General features: G+C 69.3%; 14 protein-coding genes. 8 read left to right on the forward strand and 6 right to left on the reverse strand.

Annotated elements, in window-relative coordinates; genetic code table 11:
* The first annotated feature begins 33 nt into the window (after positions 1-33).
* Positions 34-1,311 carry an MFS transporter gene (locus tag AC1DGC_RS06460; RefSeq protein ID WP_478047456.1) on the forward strand — a complete coding sequence of 426 codons (1,278 nt, stop codon included), beginning with the start codon at positions 34-36 and terminating at the stop codon, positions 1,309-1,311.
* On the opposite strand, the gene AC1DGC_RS06465 is transcribed toward AC1DGC_RS06460, so the two are convergent.
* Entirely contained in the window at positions 1,301-2,203 is a 903-nt protein-coding gene (locus AC1DGC_RS06465; RefSeq protein WP_478047457.1) for a LysR substrate-binding domain-containing protein, read from the reverse strand. The genes AC1DGC_RS06460 and AC1DGC_RS06465 overlap by 11 nt on opposite strands.
* A gap of 14 nt (positions 2,204-2,217) precedes the next feature.
* On the reverse strand, positions 2,218-3,183 hold the full coding sequence (locus AC1DGC_RS06470; RefSeq protein WP_259206803.1) for a LysR family transcriptional regulator: 966 nt from the start codon (positions 3,181-3,183) through the stop codon (positions 2,218-2,220).
* Positions 3,184-3,290: 107 nt separating this feature from the next.
* Here AC1DGC_RS06470 and aceB point away from each other — a divergent pair, with 107 nt between their 5' ends.
* From aceB to AC1DGC_RS06490, 4 genes are all read left to right on the forward strand, one after another.
* Positions 3,291-4,940: a malate synthase A gene (gene aceB, locus AC1DGC_RS06475; RefSeq protein WP_478047458.1), complete on the forward strand. Its 1,650-nt coding sequence runs from the start codon at positions 3,291-3,293 to the stop codon at positions 4,938-4,940.
* A 63-nt stretch (positions 4,941-5,003) separates the two neighbouring features.
* A complete protein-coding gene (gene aceA, locus AC1DGC_RS06480; protein ID WP_259206801.1) occupies positions 5,004-6,296 on the forward strand; it encodes an isocitrate lyase in 1,293 nt (430 codons plus the stop codon).
* Positions 6,297-6,557: 261 nt separating this feature from the next.
* Positions 6,558-7,601 carry a GGDEF domain-containing protein gene (locus tag AC1DGC_RS06485; RefSeq protein WP_259206800.1) on the forward strand — a complete coding sequence of 348 codons (1,044 nt, stop codon included), beginning with the start codon at positions 6,558-6,560 and terminating at the stop codon, positions 7,599-7,601.
* A 16-nt stretch (positions 7,602-7,617) separates the two neighbouring features.
* On the forward strand, positions 7,618-10,128 hold the full coding sequence (locus AC1DGC_RS06490; protein ID WP_478047459.1) for a putative peptide modification system cyclase: 2,511 nt from the start codon (positions 7,618-7,620) through the stop codon (positions 10,126-10,128).
* Positions 10,129-10,137: 9 nt separating this feature from the next.
* On the opposite strand, the gene AC1DGC_RS06495 is transcribed toward AC1DGC_RS06490, so the two are convergent.
* Positions 10,138-10,443 carry an NHLP-related RiPP peptide gene (locus AC1DGC_RS06495; RefSeq protein ID WP_259206798.1) on the reverse strand — a complete coding sequence of 102 codons (306 nt, stop codon included), beginning with the start codon at positions 10,441-10,443 and terminating at the stop codon, positions 10,138-10,140.
* Positions 10,444-10,585: 142 nt separating this feature from the next.
* On the opposite strand from AC1DGC_RS06495, the gene AC1DGC_RS06500 reads away from it, so the two are divergent.
* Positions 10,586-11,755, forward strand: a complete 1,170-nt coding sequence (locus AC1DGC_RS06500; RefSeq protein WP_478047460.1) for a putative peptide maturation dehydrogenase — start codon at positions 10,586-10,588, stop codon at positions 11,753-11,755.
* 24 nt (positions 11,756-11,779) lie between these two features.
* Here AC1DGC_RS06500 and AC1DGC_RS06505 read toward each other — a convergent pair whose 3' ends face one another.
* From AC1DGC_RS06505 to AC1DGC_RS06515, 3 genes are all read right to left on the reverse strand, one after another.
* A complete protein-coding gene (locus AC1DGC_RS06505) occupies positions 11,780-13,768 on the reverse strand; it encodes an acetyl/propionyl/methylcrotonyl-CoA carboxylase subunit alpha (protein WP_478047461.1) in 1,989 nt (662 codons plus the stop codon).
* 64 nt (positions 13,769-13,832) lie between these two features.
* Complete coding sequence (locus AC1DGC_RS06510) at positions 13,833-15,443, reverse strand: carboxyl transferase domain-containing protein (RefSeq protein WP_394162818.1); 1,611 nt, start codon at positions 15,441-15,443, stop codon at positions 13,833-13,835.
* A gap of 9 nt (positions 15,444-15,452) precedes the next feature.
* Positions 15,453-16,616: an isovaleryl-CoA dehydrogenase gene (locus AC1DGC_RS06515; protein ID WP_259206792.1), complete on the reverse strand. Its 1,164-nt coding sequence runs from the start codon at positions 16,614-16,616 to the stop codon at positions 15,453-15,455.
* Positions 16,617-16,756: 140 nt separating this feature from the next.
* Here AC1DGC_RS06515 and AC1DGC_RS06520 point away from each other — a divergent pair, with 140 nt between their 5' ends.
* Entirely contained in the window at positions 16,757-17,362 is a 606-nt protein-coding gene (locus tag AC1DGC_RS06520) for a TetR/AcrR family transcriptional regulator (RefSeq protein ID WP_259206790.1), read from the forward strand.
* 114 nt (positions 17,363-17,476) lie between these two features.
* The gene (locus AC1DGC_RS06525; protein ID WP_259206787.1) at positions 17,477-17,995 is read left to right on the forward strand and encodes a c-type cytochrome; all 519 of its coding nucleotides are present in this window, start codon (positions 17,477-17,479) and stop codon (positions 17,993-17,995) included.
* The last annotated feature ends 279 nt before the right edge of the window (positions 17,996-18,274 follow it).

Here is an 18,274-nt window from a genome sequence, read left to right on the forward strand (position 1 = left end):
TCGCTCCGGCCCGTCCACGCGGGCCCTACCGGCATGAATGGCGACACCGCAGCGGGCCCGGCCCGCAGCTCCGCACCCCCCACGGCTGCGGGGGCCACAGACCACATCCAGCAGGGCACCCCGGCATTCCGGCGCACGGCGGCGGCGCTGTTCCTGGCCGGCTTCTCCACCTTCGGCCTGCTCTACACGGTGCAGCCGCTGCTGCCCGAGTTCAGCCGCCACTTCGGCGTATCGGCCGCCAACAGCGCGCTGACCCTGTCGCTGAGCACCGGCCTGCTGGCGGTCTCGATGCTGATCGCCGGGCTGATCTCCGACCGCATCGGCCGGCGCGGGGTGATGGTCGCTGCGCTGCTGGCCTCCAGCGTCTTGTCGGTGGCCACCGCGCTGGTCGACGACTGGTCCACCCTGCTGGTGCTGCGCACGCTGCTGGGCATCGCGCTGAGCGGGGTGCCGGCGGTGGGCATGACCTACCTGGCCGAAGAGATGGACAGCCGCGCGCTGGGCCTGGCGATGGGCCTGTACATCGGCGGCAACGCGATCGGGGGCATGAGTGGCCGCCTCATCGCCGGCATCGTGGCCGACCACTGGGGCTGGCGCTGGGGTATTGGCGTGGTCTCGGTGATCGCGCTGCTGAGCACCGTGCTGCTGTGGTTCCAGCTGCCGCCCTCACGCCACTTCCAGAGCCGCCGCGGCGGCCTGCGAGAACTGCCCGCACGTTGGCGCAGCCTGTTCGCCGACCCCGGCCTGCCCTGGTTGTTTGCCACCGCCTTCGTGCTGATGGGCGTGTTCGTCACGCTGTACAACTACCTCGGCTACCACCTGCTGGCCCCGCCCTATGGCCTGAGCCAGACCGTGGTCGGGTTGATCTTCAGCGTCTACCTGGTCGGCACCTTCAGTTCGGCGTGGATGGGGCAGCAGGCCAACCGCCACGGCCGCAGCCGCGTGCTGGCGATCTGCTACGGGCTGATCGCGCTGGGCATCGTGCTGCTGGCGCTACCGTGGCTGGGCTGCATGGCGGCGGGCATCGCGCTGGTCACCTTTGGTTTCTTCGGCGGCCATTCGGTGGCCAGCAGCTGGGTCGGCAGCCGCGCCGGCAGCATGCGCGCCGAAGCGTCGGCCCTGTACCTGTTCGCCTACTACCTGGGCTCCAGCGTGGCCGGAGTGATCGGTGGGGTGTTCTACACGCACTGGGACTGGCTGGGCGTGTGCGGCTTCGTCGGCGTGCTGACCGTGGCCGGCGCCGGCATTGCCTGGCGGCTGCGGCGACGCGTGCAACCGGCCGCCGCCGCGGCGCTCGCGCTCAGCCGCTGACGCCCTGCAGCAGCCGGGTGAAGTGCCCGATCAGGGGCGACGCCGCGCCGCGCCGGCAGGCCACGTGCACTTCCGAACTGGCGGCGCGGTCGCTGAGTGCGACGAAGCGCGCCCCATCGACCTGGATATGGCTGCACGAAGCCGGCAGCACGGTGACGCCCAGGCCCGAGGCGGCGAGGCTGATCAGCGTCGAGGCTTCGCCCGCCTCCTGCACGATGCGCGGGGTGAAGCCCGCGCTGCGGCACAGCGCGATGAAATGATCGTGGATGCCTGCGCCCACCTCGCGCAGGAAGCCCACGAACGGCTCATGCGCGAACTGCCGCAGCGCCAGCGGCGCATCGGCGGGCAGGCCCCGCACCAGGGGGTGCTGGTCGTGCACCACCAGCGCCAGCGGATCACTGAACAATTTGCGTGACACCAGCGGCGCCGGGAGCGCACGTTTGCGGATCAGGCCGACGTCCAGCTCGCCGGCCATCAGCGCATCGATCTGCTGCAGGGTGTTCATCTCGCGCAGCTTCAACTGCACGTGCGGGAACTGCTGCCGGTAGGCAAAGATCGCGCGTGGAATCTGCGTGGACAGCGGCGTGGCCCGGGTCAGCCCGATGCGCAGTTCGCCGGTTTCGCCGCGCTGCGCGCGCTGGGTCAGGTCGACTGCGGTATCCACCCGCGCCAGCACCTCGCGCGCCTGCTCCTGCAGCACGCGCCCGGCATCGGTGAGTTCCACCCGGCGGTTGGCGCGCACGAACAGGCGCGCGCCGAGCAGGGTTTCCAGCTGGCGGATCTGTTGGCTGAGCGGGGGCTGGGACATGCCCATGCGTTCGGCGGCGCGGCCGAAGTGCAGGGTATCGGCGACGGCCAGGAAGTAACGCAGGTGGCGTAGTTCGATCGACATGGAAGATGCCCGGGTCAGCGCTCGGAATGCCCGCTTTCATCATAGCTGCGCGGACTGAACAGGTCCGGCTGGATCAGCTCGATGAAGGCGCGCGCCTGCGGCGACAGGAACCGGCCGCGGCGCACGATCACCCCGTAGCTGCGCTCGGGGAACCATGCGCTCATCGAGCGCGTCACCAGCTTCTCGCGGTCGCCATCGTTGAGGCACAGCGCCGGCACGATCGAGATGCCCATGCCCATGGCCACGTACTGCTTGATCACCTCCCAGCCGCCCACTTCCAGCGCCACGGTGTAGGGCAAGCGGTGCCGCTGGAACACCTGGTCGACCAGCCGGTAGGTGATCTGGCGCTTGGGTGGCAGCACCAGCGGATGCTGCGAGATCGCCTCCAGGCTGAGCTCGCCGCGCGCCAGCGGATGCCCCGGCGGCGCGATCAGGACCTGCTCGAAGCGATAGGCGGGCGCGTAGCTGAGGTCGGCCGGTACGTCGGTCATCGAGCCCACGGCCAGGTCGGCCGCGTCGCTGCGCAGCAGGTCGGTGCCATCGGCGCTGATCGCGTTGTGCAGGGTCAGGCGCACGTCCGGGTGGCGCTGGCGGAAGCGCTCCACGATGCGCGGCAGCAGGTACAGGATGGTCGAGCTGTTGGCGGCGATGTTGAGCTCGCCGGCGTCCAGCCCCTTCACCTTGTCGCGGAAGCTGGCTTCCAGCCCGTCCAGGTTCTCCACCAGCGGCTGGGCCATCTCGAACAGCAGCTGGCCCTCGCGGCTGGGCACCAGCCGGCGCCCGCTGCGCTCGAACAGGCTCACCCCCAGCTCGCGTTCCAGCGCCTGCAACTGCTGGCTGATGGCCGGCTGGCTGACGAAAAGCGCCTCAGCTGCCCGTGAGACTGAGCCCAGGCGGACCGTCTGACAGAACGCCCGAAGCGGCTTGAGCCGGTCGGATTTGTAGGAAAAACGGGGGCTTGGCGGGCGCGGTGTGGGCATGGCGTTACGAGTATAAGCACACCTTATGGTGAGCATTGCGATAACTGTTTTGTCAAATACGGTACGGCAGCGCACGGTGGGGCCCTACCGCACTGCAGGAGCCCGCCATGTCCGCCGTCGCCGCTTTCGCCACTGCCCAGCCCACCCCCGCCGATGCCCCGGCCACGCCCGGCATCGCCCTCACCACCCAGTTCGCCGGCCAGTCCGCGCTGCTGCCGGCGGGGGTATTGGCGCTGCTGGTGTCGCTGCACCGTGCGGTGGAGCCCGAGCGCCAGCGCCGGCTGCAGGCCCGGGTGGCGCGCCAGGCGTTCTTCGACGGCGGCGGCCTGCCGGACTTCCGCGCGGACACCGCCGAGATCCGGGACGGCGACTGGCGCGTGGCCCCGCTGCCGGACGCACTGCAGGATCGCCGCGTGGAGATCACCGGCCCGACCGACCCGAAGATGGTCATCAACGCGCTGAACTCCGGGGCCAAGGTGTTCATGGCCGACTTCGAGGATTCCACCGCCCCGGCCTGGCGCAACCTGCTGGCCGGCCAGCAGGCGCTGATCGGCGCGGTGCGTGGCGATCTGACCCACACCGGGCCATCCGTCGATGGGAAGCCGGGCAAGCAATACACCCTGCGCCCGTTCAACGAACAGGCGGTGCTGATCGTGCGCCCGCGCGGCTGGCACCTGGATGAAAAGCACGTGCGCATCGATGGCCAGCCGATCGCCGGCGGCCTGTTCGACGCGGCGGTGTTCGCCTTCCACAACGCGCGCACCCTGATGTGCAAGCAGCGTGGCCCGTACTTCTACCTGCCCAAGCTGCAGAGCATGGAAGAGGCGGCGCTGTGGGAGACCGCGCTGTCGCACATCGAGGGCATGCTTGGCCTGCCGCATGGGCAGATCAAGGTCACGGTGCTGATCGAAACGCTGCCGGCGGTGTTCGAGATGGACGAGATCCTGCATGCGCTGCGCGACCGCATCGTCGGCCTGAACTGCGGGCGGTGGGATTACATTTTTTCCTACATCAAGACCTTCCGCCGCCACGCCGACAAGGTGCTGCCCGAGCGTGGCCAGGTGACCATGACCCAGCCGTTCCTGAAGGCCTATTCGGAACTGCTGATCCGCACCTGCCATCGCCGCGGTGCGCACGCGATGGGGGGCATGGCCGCGCAGATCCCGATCAACCACGATGCCGCCGCCAACGAGCAGGCGATGGCGCGGGTGCGCGCGGACAAGCTGCGCGAAGTGACCGCCGGCCATGACGGCACCTGGGTGGCGCATCCGGCGTTGATCCCGGTGGCGCAGGCGATCTTCGACGCGCACATGCCCGGGCCAAACCAGCACGGCGTGCTGCGCAACGACGTGCAGGTGGGCCGCGACGATCTGATCGCCGCACCCACCGGCACCATCACCCGCGGCGGTTTCGAGGGCAATGTCGAGGTCTGCGTGCGCTACCTGGCCGCCTGGCTGGACGGCAACGGCTGCGTGCCCATCCACCACCTGATGGAGGACGCGGCCACCGCCGAGATCAGCCGCAGCCAGCTGTGGCAGTGGCTGCACACCCCTGGCCAGTACCTGGACGACGGCACCGCCATCGACCTGGCCCTGCTCGACGCCACCCTGGCGCAGCTGCCGGCGCGCCTGGGCGACCGCGCCGCGCTGCCCGGCGGCGCCCGCATCGACGAGGCCATCGCGCTGCTGGGCGAGCTGAGCCGCCGCGACGCACTCACCGACTTCCTGACCCTGCCCGCTTACGACCGCCTCGACTGACCTGTACCGCCCGCCTTCCGCACCGCTTCATCCATTCACCGTCTTCCCCCCTGGAGAAACACCATGAGCACGCTGCCGACCGCCGAACAGATCCAGCACGAATGGAACACCGACCCGCGTTGGGCGGGCATCCAGCGCAACTACACTGCCGCCGACGTGGTGCGCCTGCGCGGCACCGTGCACGTGGAGCATTCGCTGGCCCGGCTGGGTGCGCAGAAGCTGTGGACCTACCTGCAGGAAAAGGACTTCGTCAACGCGCTCGGCGCGCTGACCGGCAACCAGGCCATGCAGCAGGTGAAGGCGGGCTTGAACGCCATCTACCTGTCCGGCTGGCAGGTGGCCGCCGACGCCAACCTGGCCGGCCAGATGTATCCGGACCAGTCGCTGTATCCGGCCGACTCGGTGCCGGCGGTGGTCAAGCGGATCAACAACACCCTGCTGCGCGCCGACCAGCTGCACCATGCCGAAGGCAAGGATGAGATCGACTTCCTGCAGCCGATCGTGGCCGATGCCGAGGCCGGGTTCGGGGGCGTGCTCAACGCCTTCGAGCTGATGAAGGCGATGATCGAGGCCGGCGCCGCCGGCGTGCACTTCGAGGACCAGCTGGCCTCGGTGAAGAAGTGCGGGCACATGGGCGGCAAGGTGCTGGTGCCCACCCGCGAGGCCATCGAAAAGCTCAACGCCGCGCGCCTGGCGGCCGATGTGATGGGCGTGCCGACCCTGCTGGTGGCGCGCACCGATGCCGAGGCCGCCGACCTGCTGACCAGCGACGTGGATGGCAACGACCAGCCGTTCACCACCGGCGAGCGCACCGTGGAAGGCTTCTACAAGACCCGCAACGGCCTCGACCAGGCGATCAGCCGCGGCCTGGCCTATGCGCCCTATGCCGACCTGATCTGGTGCGAGACCGGCAAGCCGGACCTGGAGTTCGCCCGCAAGTTCGCCGAGGCGATCCACGCCAGGTTCCCGGGCAAGCTGCTGGCCTACAACTGCTCGCCCAGCTTCAACTGGAAGAAGAACCTGGACGACGCCACCATCGCCAGCTTCCAGAAGGAAATCGCCAAATACGGGTACAAGTTCCAGTTCATCACCCTGGCCGGCTTCCACGCCCTGAACTACTCCATGTTCAACCTGGCCCACGGCTACGCGCGCCGCCAGATGAGCGCCTTCGTGGAGCTGCAGGAGGCCGAGTTCGCCGCGGCCGACCGGGGCTTCACCGCGGTCAAGCACCAGCGCGAGGTCGGCACCGGCTACTTCGACGCGGTCACCCAGGCCATCCAGCAGGGCCAGTCCTCGACCACGGCCCTGAGCGGGTCGACCGAGGAGGAGCAGTTCAACGCCGAACGCGCGGCCTGACCGATCCCCAAGGGCGGCCAGGGAAGGCCGGGGCGACGGGCGGTCGGGGGACCGCCCGTCGCTGCATGGGGCCGCTCGGCGGCCGGTCCGTCCCGTCGGCCGGGTGGCCGCTGGCGGACCCGGGCTGCGTATGAAAGGGGGATGTGCCGCGGCCGCCCGAAAATGGGGCGCCCGGGCGCTGAAATGGGATGAGGCGCACACTTTTTAGGGGTGCTATTCTCCTCGGCTCACCGGGGGAACGCTGGGAAGCGGGTGCACGGGATGACCGGCAAGGTTGCGGCGATTGTGTGCGAACAGGAACCAGGCATCGCCCAGACTGCGATGGCTGAGATCGTGCATGCCGTATTGAGCAGCAGCGAGTTCGCGCTGTTCGCCCAGTTCGGCCGGCAGCAGCACCTGGCCAAGGGTGACCAGCTGTTCCACCGCGGTCAAGCCGGCGACACGATGTACGTGGTCGTCAGCGGCGGCATCGAGCTGGATTTTGGCGAAGACCTGCTGGTCAAGTCGCTGGGGCCCAATGAATTCTTCGGCGAGCTCGGCCTGCTGATCGGCGACCATCCGCGCAGCGCGGAGGCGCGCGCGATCACCGACAGCGTCGTGCTGGAACTGGGCAACGCCGACTTCCAGCGCCTGGTCGACCACGATCCGGGGCTGATCGCCTATTTCCTGCGCCGCACGATCATGCGCGTGGTGAGCAACGAACAGGTCCTGATCCGCCAGCTGCGCCGGCGCAACCACGACCTGGAGACCGCGCTCGACAACCTGTACATCACCACCCACCAGCTCACCCACACCCGCGAGCTGGTGCGGACCGACGAGCTGACCGGCCTGCACAACCGGCGCGGCCTGGCCCTGTACCTGCAGGACTGCCGCACCCAGCCCGAAGGCCCGCCGCAGGGCCTGCTGCTGATCGACTGCGACCACTTCAAGAAGGTCAACGACGAGCACGGCCACCAGGCCGGCGACCGCGTGCTGCAGAGCATGGCCAACATCCTGCGCTCGGTCGCGACCGAGACCGACCTGGCCTGCCGGCTCGGCGGTGACGAGTTCTGCCTCCTGCTGCGCACGGCTACCGCCGACAGCCTGCAGCATGCCGCCGAATTCATCCTCAGCGCCGTGCACGGCCTGATGGACCGCGCCCACGGCGTGCCCCACGTCTGCCCGGTCAGCATCGGCGTGCGCCTGCTCGAGCCCCACACCGACTGGAGCGAGTGGTACGCTCGCGCCGACAACGCGCTGTACCAGGCCAAGCGCCTGGGCGGCAACCGGCTGCACTGGTCGCGTGCCGCGACCGCCACACCCTGAGCGGGGGAAGATCGGCATGTACGGCGACATCGGAACGTCGACCCAGGCCCCACAGATGCGGGCGTTGTTGTTCACCGATCTGTGCGATTCGTTGATCCTGGTCGAACGCATCGGTGATACGGCTGCGGCCGAGCTGTTCCAGCAGCACGATCGACTGGTGTTGACGCTGCAGCAGCAATGGAACGGGCACCAGATCGACCGCTCCGATGGCCTGTTCCTGCTGTTCGAACGCGCGATCGACGCGCTGGGTTTCGCACTGGATTACCAGCGCGGGCTGAAGCGGCTGGGCGAGGAGCGCGGCATCGTGCTGCGCGCCCGCGCCGGCCTGCACGTGGGTGAAGTGCTGACCTGGGAGAACAGCCCCGAAGCGATCAGGGTGGGTGCCAAGTCGCTGGAGGTCGAGGGCCTGGCCAAGCCGATGGCCGCCCGGCTGATGGCCCTGGCCCGGCCGGGCCAGATCCTGATGTCGGCGGTGGCCGAATCGCTGACCCATCGCGCCAGCGGCGAGCTCGGCGACCGCGCCACGCGCCTGCTGTGGAAATCGCATGGCCGTTGGCGCTTCAAGGGCGTGCCCACCCGCCAGGAAGTGTTCGAGGTGGGCGAGATCGGCTTCGCCCCACTGCGCATGCCGAGCGGCAACGCCAAGGCCCGGCGCGATATCCCGCTGTGGCGGCAACCGGCGGCCCTGGTCGCGGAGCTGGCGGTGATGGCGATGCTGATGGCCGGCGGCTGGATGCTGTTGCGGCCGGCGCCGGCGATCGCCTTCGCCGAGCGCGACTGGGTGGTCATCGGCGACCTGCGCAACCTCACCGACAACCCCATCCTGGACGACACGCTGGACCAGGCCTTCCGGATCAGCCTGGAACAGTCCCGGCACGTCAACGTGGTCAGCCAGGACCGCATCGAACGCACCCTGAAGATGATGCGCAAGGACGTGGGCGGTGGCGCGCTGGACCGCAGCAATGCCGCCGTGGTCGCGCTTCGCACCGGCGCCAACCTGGTGCTGATGCCGGCGGTGACCGATGTGGGTGGACGGGTGCGGTTCTCGGTGGAGGTGATGGACCCGCGCACCCAGCACACGCTGGCGGTGAGTACCTCCTTCGCCGACCGGGGCGCCGTACTGGCGGCGGTGGACAAGGTCTCGCTGGAGCTGCGCGACGAGCTGGGCGAAGAGGCCGCCATGATCCAGCGCGATGCCATGCCGCTGCCGGAGGTCACCACCGCCAACATGGATGCACTGCGCGCCTTCGCGCTGGGCCAGAAGCGCTACCTCAAGGGCGACTACCGCGCCGCGCTGGGCTTCTACCAGCAGGCCACGGAGATCGACGGCGACTTCGCGCTGGCGTGGCTGGGGCAGGCGCGCTGCCATTTCGCGCAGGTCGACTTCGGCTCGGCGGCCGACGCGCTGCGGCGCGCCCAGGCACTCACCGCGCACCTGCCCACGCGCGAAGCGATGTACGTCAAGAACTGGACCCTGCAGGTGTTCGACCCGGACCGTGCCGGCGACGGCTGGCTGCGCATGTCCGAGTTGTATCCGGACTACGTGCCGGCCGCGAACAACGCGGCGATGAACCTGTACAACGAAAACCGCTTCCTCGACGCGCTGCCACTGGCCAAGCGCGTGGCCGAAAGCACCGTGGACCTGCACAGCATCGGCCTGGACCAGTACGGACGCATCCTGCTCGCGCTGGGCCGTTACGACGACGCCGACGCGGCCCTGGGCAAAGCGGTGTCGATCGGCTGGAACGGGGCGCTGATGCGGCAGGCCAGCGTGGCCGCCGCCCGCCGCGATTTCAGCCGCGCCGGCACATTGCTCGACGCGCTGGATGCGGCCAACTACCACGGAGACCTGGTCAAGACCACCGTCGCCCTGGACCGTGGCGACGTGGCCGGCGCGCTCCGGCATGCCGAGCGTGGCCTGGCCGGCAGTCGCGACAAGCCCGGTGCCGACCAGCTCAACTACCACGTACCGCTGGCCGTGGCCTACATGCAGTCCGGCCAGCGCCAACGCGCGCTGGCGCTCACCCATGACGCGGTCACGCGTGCCTTCGCCGGCATCGACAGCGCGCCGAGCGTGGATGCGATCGATCGGGTGGTGTCGGCGCTGGCTGCCGGCATCGTGGCCAGGCGGCTGGGCGATGGCAGCCTGGCCAAGACACTGCCGGAGCGGATCGCCGCACTGAAGAACCTGCCCAAGAGCCGGGTGGTGGACGAGTTCAGCGCGGTGTTGCAGGCCGAGCAGCAGCGCGTCCAGGGCAAGCCGCGCGAAGCGCTGCAGACGCTGGCGCCGTTCATCAGTCCCGAATCGCGCGTGCAGACGCGCGTGGCGGCCATGCATGCCGCGCGGGATGCCGGCATGGAGAAGATCGCGGCCCAGCATGCCGGCTGGCTGCAGCAGCGCGCCGGCATGGCCTACGCGGAAATCGAGTGCAGCTTCTGCCTGCAGGCGCTCAACATCCTGGATGTGCGCGCGGTCACCGGCCAGCGCCCCACGGGTGCGGGGCCGACGCGGGTGTCGGCCCCGTAGCGCCTGCCCTCAGCGCAGCGTGCGCGGCGCGCCCTTGCCGTGCTCCAGCATCGGCACGTTGTAGCCGGTACCGGAGGTGAGCATGGCGAAGATTTCCTTCTGCGCCTTGGCGATGCTGTCCTTGTCGGCCAGCCTGATGTTGCTGCAGCACTGCTTGACGAAGTCGTGCAGGGCCGCGTCGCTTTCCGGCACGTGGCCGGTATCCAGGATGGCCTGCGCGGTGTCGGTGACGAACCGCTCGCGGAAGGCATCGTCGGTGGACAGCAGCTCGACAAGGCGTTTGGCGGAGGCAGCTTCAAGCTTCAGGGTGGGCATGGCGGGGCTCTCTGTGGATGGACGCAATGAGCTGGTGTCGGCCCGGGCGCAGGGTTCTTGAGGGTCCGGGCCATAACAGGGTCAAGTTGTCGGCATCCGGAACGATATCCTTTCTTGTGCTCATAGACGCGGTGGAGGGGTTGTGCGCCTGAGGCGATGTGCAATGTTGCTGCTTGAGCCGCGGGAAACGGTGGCATTCCAGTTCGAAGCGCTGCTGGACGGCGGCGACGGCCGCGTGCGGTCGCTCGGCTGGGTGGCGCTGGCCCCGCACCTGGAGCAGCCCGTGGCGCTGTCCGCGCAGGCGCAGGCCTGGCTCGGCACGCTCAGCCCGAGCGCCTGGACCGAGCTGGCCGCCGACGCCGCCGAGATGCCGATGGCGCAGGCGCTGCTGGCGGCCGGCCTGTTGATCGCCGAGGACGGGGACGGCGTAGCGGCCGCGCGCGATGCGCGCCTGCGCGGGGTGCACTGGCATCCGCTGGCTGCCGTGATGCATGCGTTCTCGCGCTGGGACGGCGTGGATGCCGTGTACAACATGCAGGCCTCGGAGACCGAGACCGCCGAGCAGATGCGCCAGACCCTGGGCGAGCCGCCGCGCGAAGCACCGCAGCTGGCCGGCGCCGGCCCCCGCCTGGCGCTGCCGGACGTGGACGGCAACGCGTTCGACCAGCTGCTCGCGCGCCGCGTCACCTGCCGCAACTTCGATCCCGACCGGCCCTTGCCGCTGGCGGTGTTCGCCCAGCTGCTGCAACGCACCTTCGGCAGCCGCTGCCGTTTCCAGGTCGGGCAGGACCTGGTGTTCCTCAAGAAAAGCGTGCCCTCCGGCGGTGGCCTGCATCCGATCGAGGCCTACCTGGTGGTCCAGAACGTGGCCGGGCTCGCGCCGGGGCTATACCACTATCGCGGCGACTCCCATGAGCTGGAGCGCGTGGCCACCGAGGTCACGGTGGATCGCGCGTTCGTCATGGAGATGGTGGGCCAGCAGCACTGGTTCGCCGATGCCCACGTCCTGGTCGTGCTGGCCCCGCGGTTCGAGCGCACGTTCTGGAAGTACCGACAGCATGCCAAGAGCTATCGCGTGGTGGCGATGGAGGCGGGGCACCTGTCGCAGACGCTCTACCTGGCCGCCACCGATGCCGGGCTGGGCGCGTTCATCACCGGTGCCATCAATGAAAAGCACATCGAGCGCGCGTTGCAGCTCGACACCATCGCCGAGGGGGTGCTGGCGGTCTGCGGCTTTGGCTGGCGCGCTGCGCAGATGACCACGACCGAACTGGATCCCGCCGGGATGATCTGGCACCCGGCGGCGGTGTAACCGGCGTTGCGATGGGGGCGGGGCTCAGGCCCCGTCCGCCTCGAAGTCCACCAGCACGGCGCCATCGCCCACCTGGTCGCCGGCCTTGACCCGGTACCCCTGCACCACGCCATCGGCCGGGGCCTGCAGGGTGTGCTCCATCTTCATCGCTTCCAGCACCAGCAGCGGCGCGCCGCGCTTGACGGCGGTGCCCGGCGCCACCGAGGTGGCGACGATGCGGCCGGGCATCGGCGCGAGCAGGCTGCCGGCGTCGGCCACGCCCTGGTCCGCTTCGCTGACCGGATCGTGCAGCGTGAAACGTTGCGCGCCTTCGCTGCCGAACAGATACAGCGCATCGCCCTCACGCACCACGCGGGCGCGGTGCAGCGCATCGCCGCTCTGCATGCGCAGCGCATCGCCGTCGAGGCCGCCGTGGGCGACCACGCGGGCATCGCCGACAGTCACCGACCATGCCCCGTCCTGCTGCTGCACCGTCACCGGCTGCTGGGTGCCGCGGTGCTCCAGCGTCAGCGTGCGCGGTGCGCGCGCGCCCAGCCGCCAGCCGTCCTGCTGCTGCCAGGGCGAGTGCGGGTCGCGTGCGTCGATGCGGGCTGCATCCTGGCTGCCGATGGCGGCCATGGCGGCCATCGCCCACAGGGCAGGATCGCTGTCGTCCGCGTTCGGCGCGAGCGCGGCCTGCTCGCGCTCGATCAGCGCGGTATCCAGGTTGGCGGTGGCGAACGACTCGGTCATCACCAGTCGGCGCAGGAACGCGGCATTGGTGGTCACGCCGACCACTTCGCACTCGGCCAGGGCCTGCTGCATGCGGCGCAGCGCGGCATCGCGGTCCACGTCCCAGACGATCAGCTTGGCGATCATCGGGTCGTAGAACGGGGTGATCGCATCGCCCTGCTCCACGCCGGCGTCCACGCGCACATGCGCGCTGCCCGACGGCAGGCGCAGGTGCTGCAGCGTGCCGGTGGACGGCAGGAAGCCGCGGTCGGCGTCTTCGGCGTACAGGCGCGCTTCCAGCGCATGGCCGCGGATCTGCAACTGGTCCTGCTGCAGCGGCAGCGGTTCACCGCTGGCCACGCGCAGCTGCCATTCGACCAGGTCGGTACCGGTGATGCACTCGGTGACCGGGTGTTCGACCTGCAGGCGGGTGTTCATTTCCATGAAGAAGAAATCGCCGTTCGGCGCGGCGATGAACTCCACCGTGCCCGCACCAACGTAATCGACCGCGCGCGCCGCATCCACGGCAGCCTTGCCCATCGCGGCGCGGCGCTCGGCGGTCATGCCTGGCGCCGGGGCTTCTTCCAGCACTTTCTGGTGGCGGCGCTGCACCGAGCAGTCGCGCTCGAACAGGTACACCACGTTGCCGTGGCTGTCGCCGAACACCTGGATCTCGATGTGGCGCGGGCGCTCGACGTACTTTTCCACCAGCACGTGGGCATTGGCGAAGGCCGACTGCGCTTCGCGCTGGCAACTGGCCAGCGCGTCGATGAAGTCGGCACTGGCGTCCACGCAGCGCATGCCCTTGCCACCGCCACCGGCGCTGGCCTTGATCAGGACCGGGTAGCCGATCGCATCGGCCTGGGCGCGCAGGAACTCCGGCGCCTGCTCGTCGCCGTGGTAGCCGGGCGTGAGCGGCACGCCGGCCTGCTGCATCAGTGCCTTGGCCGCGCTCTTGTCGCCCATCGCGCGGATCGCCGCGGCGGAGGGGCCGATGAACACGATGCCGGCCTCGGCGCAGGCCTGGGCGAAGCCGGCGTTCTCGGACAGGAAGCCGTAGCCGGGGTGGATCGCCTGCGCGCCGGTGCGGCGGGCCGCGTCCAGGATGGCGTCGCCGCGCAGGTAGCTCTCGCGTGCCGGCGCCGGGCCGATCGCGATGGCCTCGTCGGCCAGGCGCACGTGACGCGCGTTGCGGTCGGCGTCGGAATACACCGCCACGGTGGCGATGCCCAGGCGCTGGCAGGTGGCGATGACACGGCAGGCGATTTCGCCGCGGTTGGCAATCAGGATCTTGGTGAACATGGAGGTCTCGTGGCGCGGGCCAATGGCGGAGCAGGGGGCGGCACCTCGCGGTGCCGCGCGTGCCTTACATGCGGAACACACCGAACCCGGTCTTCTTCGCCGGCGCGTTGAGGCTGGCCGACAAGGCCAGGGCCAGCACGCGGCGCGTGTCGGCCGGGTCGATCACCCCGTCATCCCACAGGCGCGCGCTGGCGTAGTAGGGATGGCCCTGGGTTTCGAACTGGTCGCGGATCGGCGACTTGAAGCCGTCCTCTTCCTCCGCCGACCACTGCCCGCCCTTGGCCTCGATGCCGTCGCGCTTGACCGTGGCCAGCACGCTGGCGGCCTGTTCGCCGCCCATCACGCCGATACGCGCGTTCGGCCACATCCACAGGAAGTTGGGCGAATAGGCGCGGCCGCACATGCCGTAATTGCCGGCGCCGAAGGAGCCGCCGATCACCACGGTGAACTTGGGCACCTTGGCGCAGGCCACGGCCATCACCAGCTTCGCGCCGTCCTTGGCGATGCCGCCGTGTTCGTACTTGCGGCCGACCATGAAGCCGGTGATGTTCTGCAGGAACACCAGCGGGATGCCGCGCTGGGTGCACAGTTCGATGAAGTGCGCGCCCTTGAGCGCGGACTCGGAGAACAGGATGCCGTTGTTGGCGATGATGCCCACCGGATAACCGTGCAGGTGGGCGAAGCCGGTGACCAGGGTGGCGCCATAGCGCGGCTTGAACTCGTCGAAACGCGAGTCGTCGACGATGCGCATGATTACTTCGCGTACGTCGTAGGGCTTGCGGGTGTCGGCGGGGATCACGCCATACAGCTCACTGGCCGGGTAGCGCGGCTCGACCGGCGCCTGCACGGCCAGCGCGGGCTCGGGCTTGCGCCAGTTGAGCTGGGCGATGATCGCGCGGACCCGCGCCAGCGCCTGCAGGTCGTTGTCGGCCATGTGGTCGGCCACGCCGGAAATGCGCGTGTGCACGTCGGCACCACCGAGTTCTTCGGCGCTGACCACTTCACCGGTGGCCGCCTTCACCAGCGGCGGGCCGCCGAGGAAGATGGTGCCCTGCTCGCGCACGATCACCGTTTCATCGCTCATCGCCGGCACGTAGGCGCCGCCGGCGGTGCAGCTGCCCATCACGCAGGCGATCTGCGGGATGCCCTGCGCGGACAGGTTGGCCTGGTTGTAGAAGATCCGGCCGAAATGATCGCGGTCCGGGAAGACTTCGTCCTGCAGCGGCAGGAACGCGCCGCCCGAGTCGACCAGGTAGATGCACGGCAGGCGGTTCTGCTCGGCCACTTCCTGCGCACGCAGGTGCTTCTTCACCGTCATCGGGTAGTAGGTACCGCCCTTGACGGTGGCATCGTTGGCCACGATCACGCATTCAACGCCGGAGACCCGGCCGATGCCGGCCACCACGCCGGCACTGGGGATGGGATCGCCATACATGCCGTGCGCGGCCAGCGGCGCGATCTCCAGGAAGGCGCTGCCCGGGTCGAGCAGGGCATCGATGCGGTCGCGCACCAGCAGCTTGCCGCGTGCGGTGTGCTTGGCGCGGGCCGCCTCGCTGCCACCCAGCGCGGTCTGCGCCAAGGTGCTGCGCAGGTCATCGACCACCGCCTGCAGCGCAGCGCGGTTGGCTTCGAAAAGATCGCTGCCCGGTTGCAGCTGGGTGCTCAATACGCTCATGGCCGTCCCTTACTTGGTGCGCTGGAACAGTTCGCGGCCGATCAGCATGCGGCGGATCTCCGAGGTGCCCGCGCCGATCTCGTACAGCTTGGCATCGCGCCACAGACGCCCGGTGGGGTAGTCGTTGATGTAGCCGTTGCCGCCCAGCACCTGGATCGCCTGGCCGGTCAGCCAGGTGGCCTTCTCGGCCGAGTACAGGATCGCACCGGCGGCATCCTGGCGGGTGGTGCGGCCATGGTCGCAGGCGCGCGCCACCGCATACACATACGCGCGGCACGCGTTGAGGCCCACGTACATGTCGGCCAGCTTGGCCTGCATCAGCTGGAAGGTGCCGATGGCCTGGCCGAACTGCTTGCGCTCGTGCACGTAGGGCATCACCACGTCCATGGCCGCGGCCATCAGCCCCAGCGGACCGCCGGACAGCACCACGCGTTCGAAATCCAGCCCGGACATCAGCACGTTGACGCCACCGCCGACCGCGCCCAGCACGTTCTCTTCGGGCACCTCGCAGTCCTCGAACACCAGCTCGCAGGTGTTGGAGCCGCGCATGCCCAGCTTGTCCAGCTTCTGCGCGGTGGAGAAGCCCTTCATGCCCTTCTCGACCAGGAACGCGGTGATGCCCTTGGCGCCCGCGTCCAGGTCGGTCTTGGCGTAGACCACCAGCACGTCCGCGTCGGGGCCGTTGGTGATCCACATCTTGTTGCCGTTGAGCACGTAGCGGTCGCCGCGCTTGTCCGCCCGCAGCTTCATCGAGACCACGTCCGAGCCGGCGCCGGGTTCGCTCATCGCCAGCGCGCCGACCTTCTCGCCGCTGCACAGGCCGGGCAGGAAGCGCTGCTTCTGGTCTTCGGTGCCGTTCTTGCGCAGCTGGTTCACGCACAGGTTGGAGTGCGCGCCGTAGGACAGGCCGATGCCGCCGGAGGCGCGCGAAATCTCTTCCATCGCCACCACGTGGGCCAGGTAGCCCATGCCGCTGCCGCCGTACGCTTCCTCCACGGTCAGGCCGAGCAGGCCCTGCTCGCCGAGCTTGCGCCACAGTGCATTCGGGAACAGGTTCTCCTCATCGGCCTGGGCGGCCAGCGGGGCGATCTGCGCGGAGGCAAAATGGGCCACGCTCTCGCGGAGCAGGTCGATTTCCTCGCCGAGGTGGAAGTTCATGGTGGGGACGTGCATGGGGCGGCTCCGCGACAGCTGGAAGGGACGCGCCGGTTGGGGTGGACGGTCAGGGCCGTCCCACGGGCGATTTGGCCCAGCGTAGCGGGGTTCGCAGAAGAAGTGAACACAAATTCAAAAATTGAACATAGAATCAACAAATGGCCTACAAACGCTCCGCACTGATGGAAGAACGCCTCGCCGGCGCCCGCGAACGGATCCTGCTGGCGACCCGCGCGCTGGTGGCCGCCGGCGGCTACCGCAACGCCCCGGTGACCGCCGTGGCGGCCGAGGCGGGGGTCTCCACCGGGCTGATCTACCGCCACTTCCCGTCCAAGGCCGAGTTGTTCGTGGAGGTGCTCACCGCCGCGGTGGAGCACGAACTGCGCATCTTCGAGGCGATCGCGGCCGAGCCGCTGCCGGCGCCCGAGCGCCTGCGCCGGGCGATCACCGCATTCGTCCGGCGCGCGCTGGCCGGCCCCGGCCTGGCCTACGCCTTCATCGCCGAGCCGGTCGACCCGGAAGTGGAAGCCGAGCGCATCCGCTGCCGCCGGCTGTTCGGCGAGGTGTTCCGGCGGATCGTCGCCGACGGCATCGAGGCCGGCACCTTCCCGCCGCAGGACACCCACGTGGCGGCGGCCTGCATCGTCGGTGCCTTCACCGAGGCGCTGGTCGGCCCGACCGCCCCCAGCCGCGACGCGCACGGCGACGAAGACCAGCTGGTGGAGTCGATCTGCGTTTTCTGCCTGCGGGCCGCCGGCGCCTGAGCGCCGGTCATGCTGCAATGCGATAGAACGTGGCGGCTTGCAGAGCCCCGCTGACGCTGGTCATACTCGGGCGACAAGCCGTGGTCCAACGACTACCAGCCAGGGGTATAGAGAGTGCGGAATTACGACCTCGAGTTCCTGAAACGCTTCTCCATGGTCATCGCGCTGCTGATGGCCATCACGCTCGGCCTGATCCTGTTCGCTGCCTACCTGCACACCAGCATTCCCCCGGAAGTCTCCCCGTTGGCCGCCAAGCGCACTGAACAGCGCATCGCCCCGGCGGGCGCGGTGTATGCCGGTGGCACCGGTGCCGCCGCCCAGGCGGCTGCCAAGGCCGCCGCGCTGGCCAAGGCCGCCTCGCAGGTGGCCTATGGCGGCACCACCGACGGCAAGGTCATCTTCGACAACCTCTGCACCGCCTGCCACACCAACGGCGTGGGCAATGCGCCGACGTTGGACCACGGCCATTGGGACGCGCGCATCGCCCAAGGCAAGGACACCCTCTACAAGCATGCCGTGGAGGGCTACACCGGGCCGGACGGCGGGATCATGCCGCCCAAGGGCGGCAACCCCGCGCTCACCGAGGCGCAGATCCACGCCACCGTCGACTGGATGCTCGCCAACCTGAAGTAGATCCACGCCATGCGTGGATGCTCTTCGTTCCGGCGTCATGAGCCTCCGGACGGTCTTCTTCGGCCGGGATTGAACGTCCTTCTTCGGCCGGGATTGAACGTCGGGCGGTGCGGTTGCGCCGTGGTCGCCCCGGCTTCGGCGGGCATTGCCGCGCTGCGCGCGGTATCCACGCATGGCGTGGATCTACGGGATTTTTTACGTCGCGGGTCATTGTTCGGGCGGTATGCACACGGATCCGATCATGATCCACGCCACGTGTGGATGCTCTTCGTTCCGGCG

The organism is Stenotrophomonas sp. 05N37 (assembly GCF_056397365.1).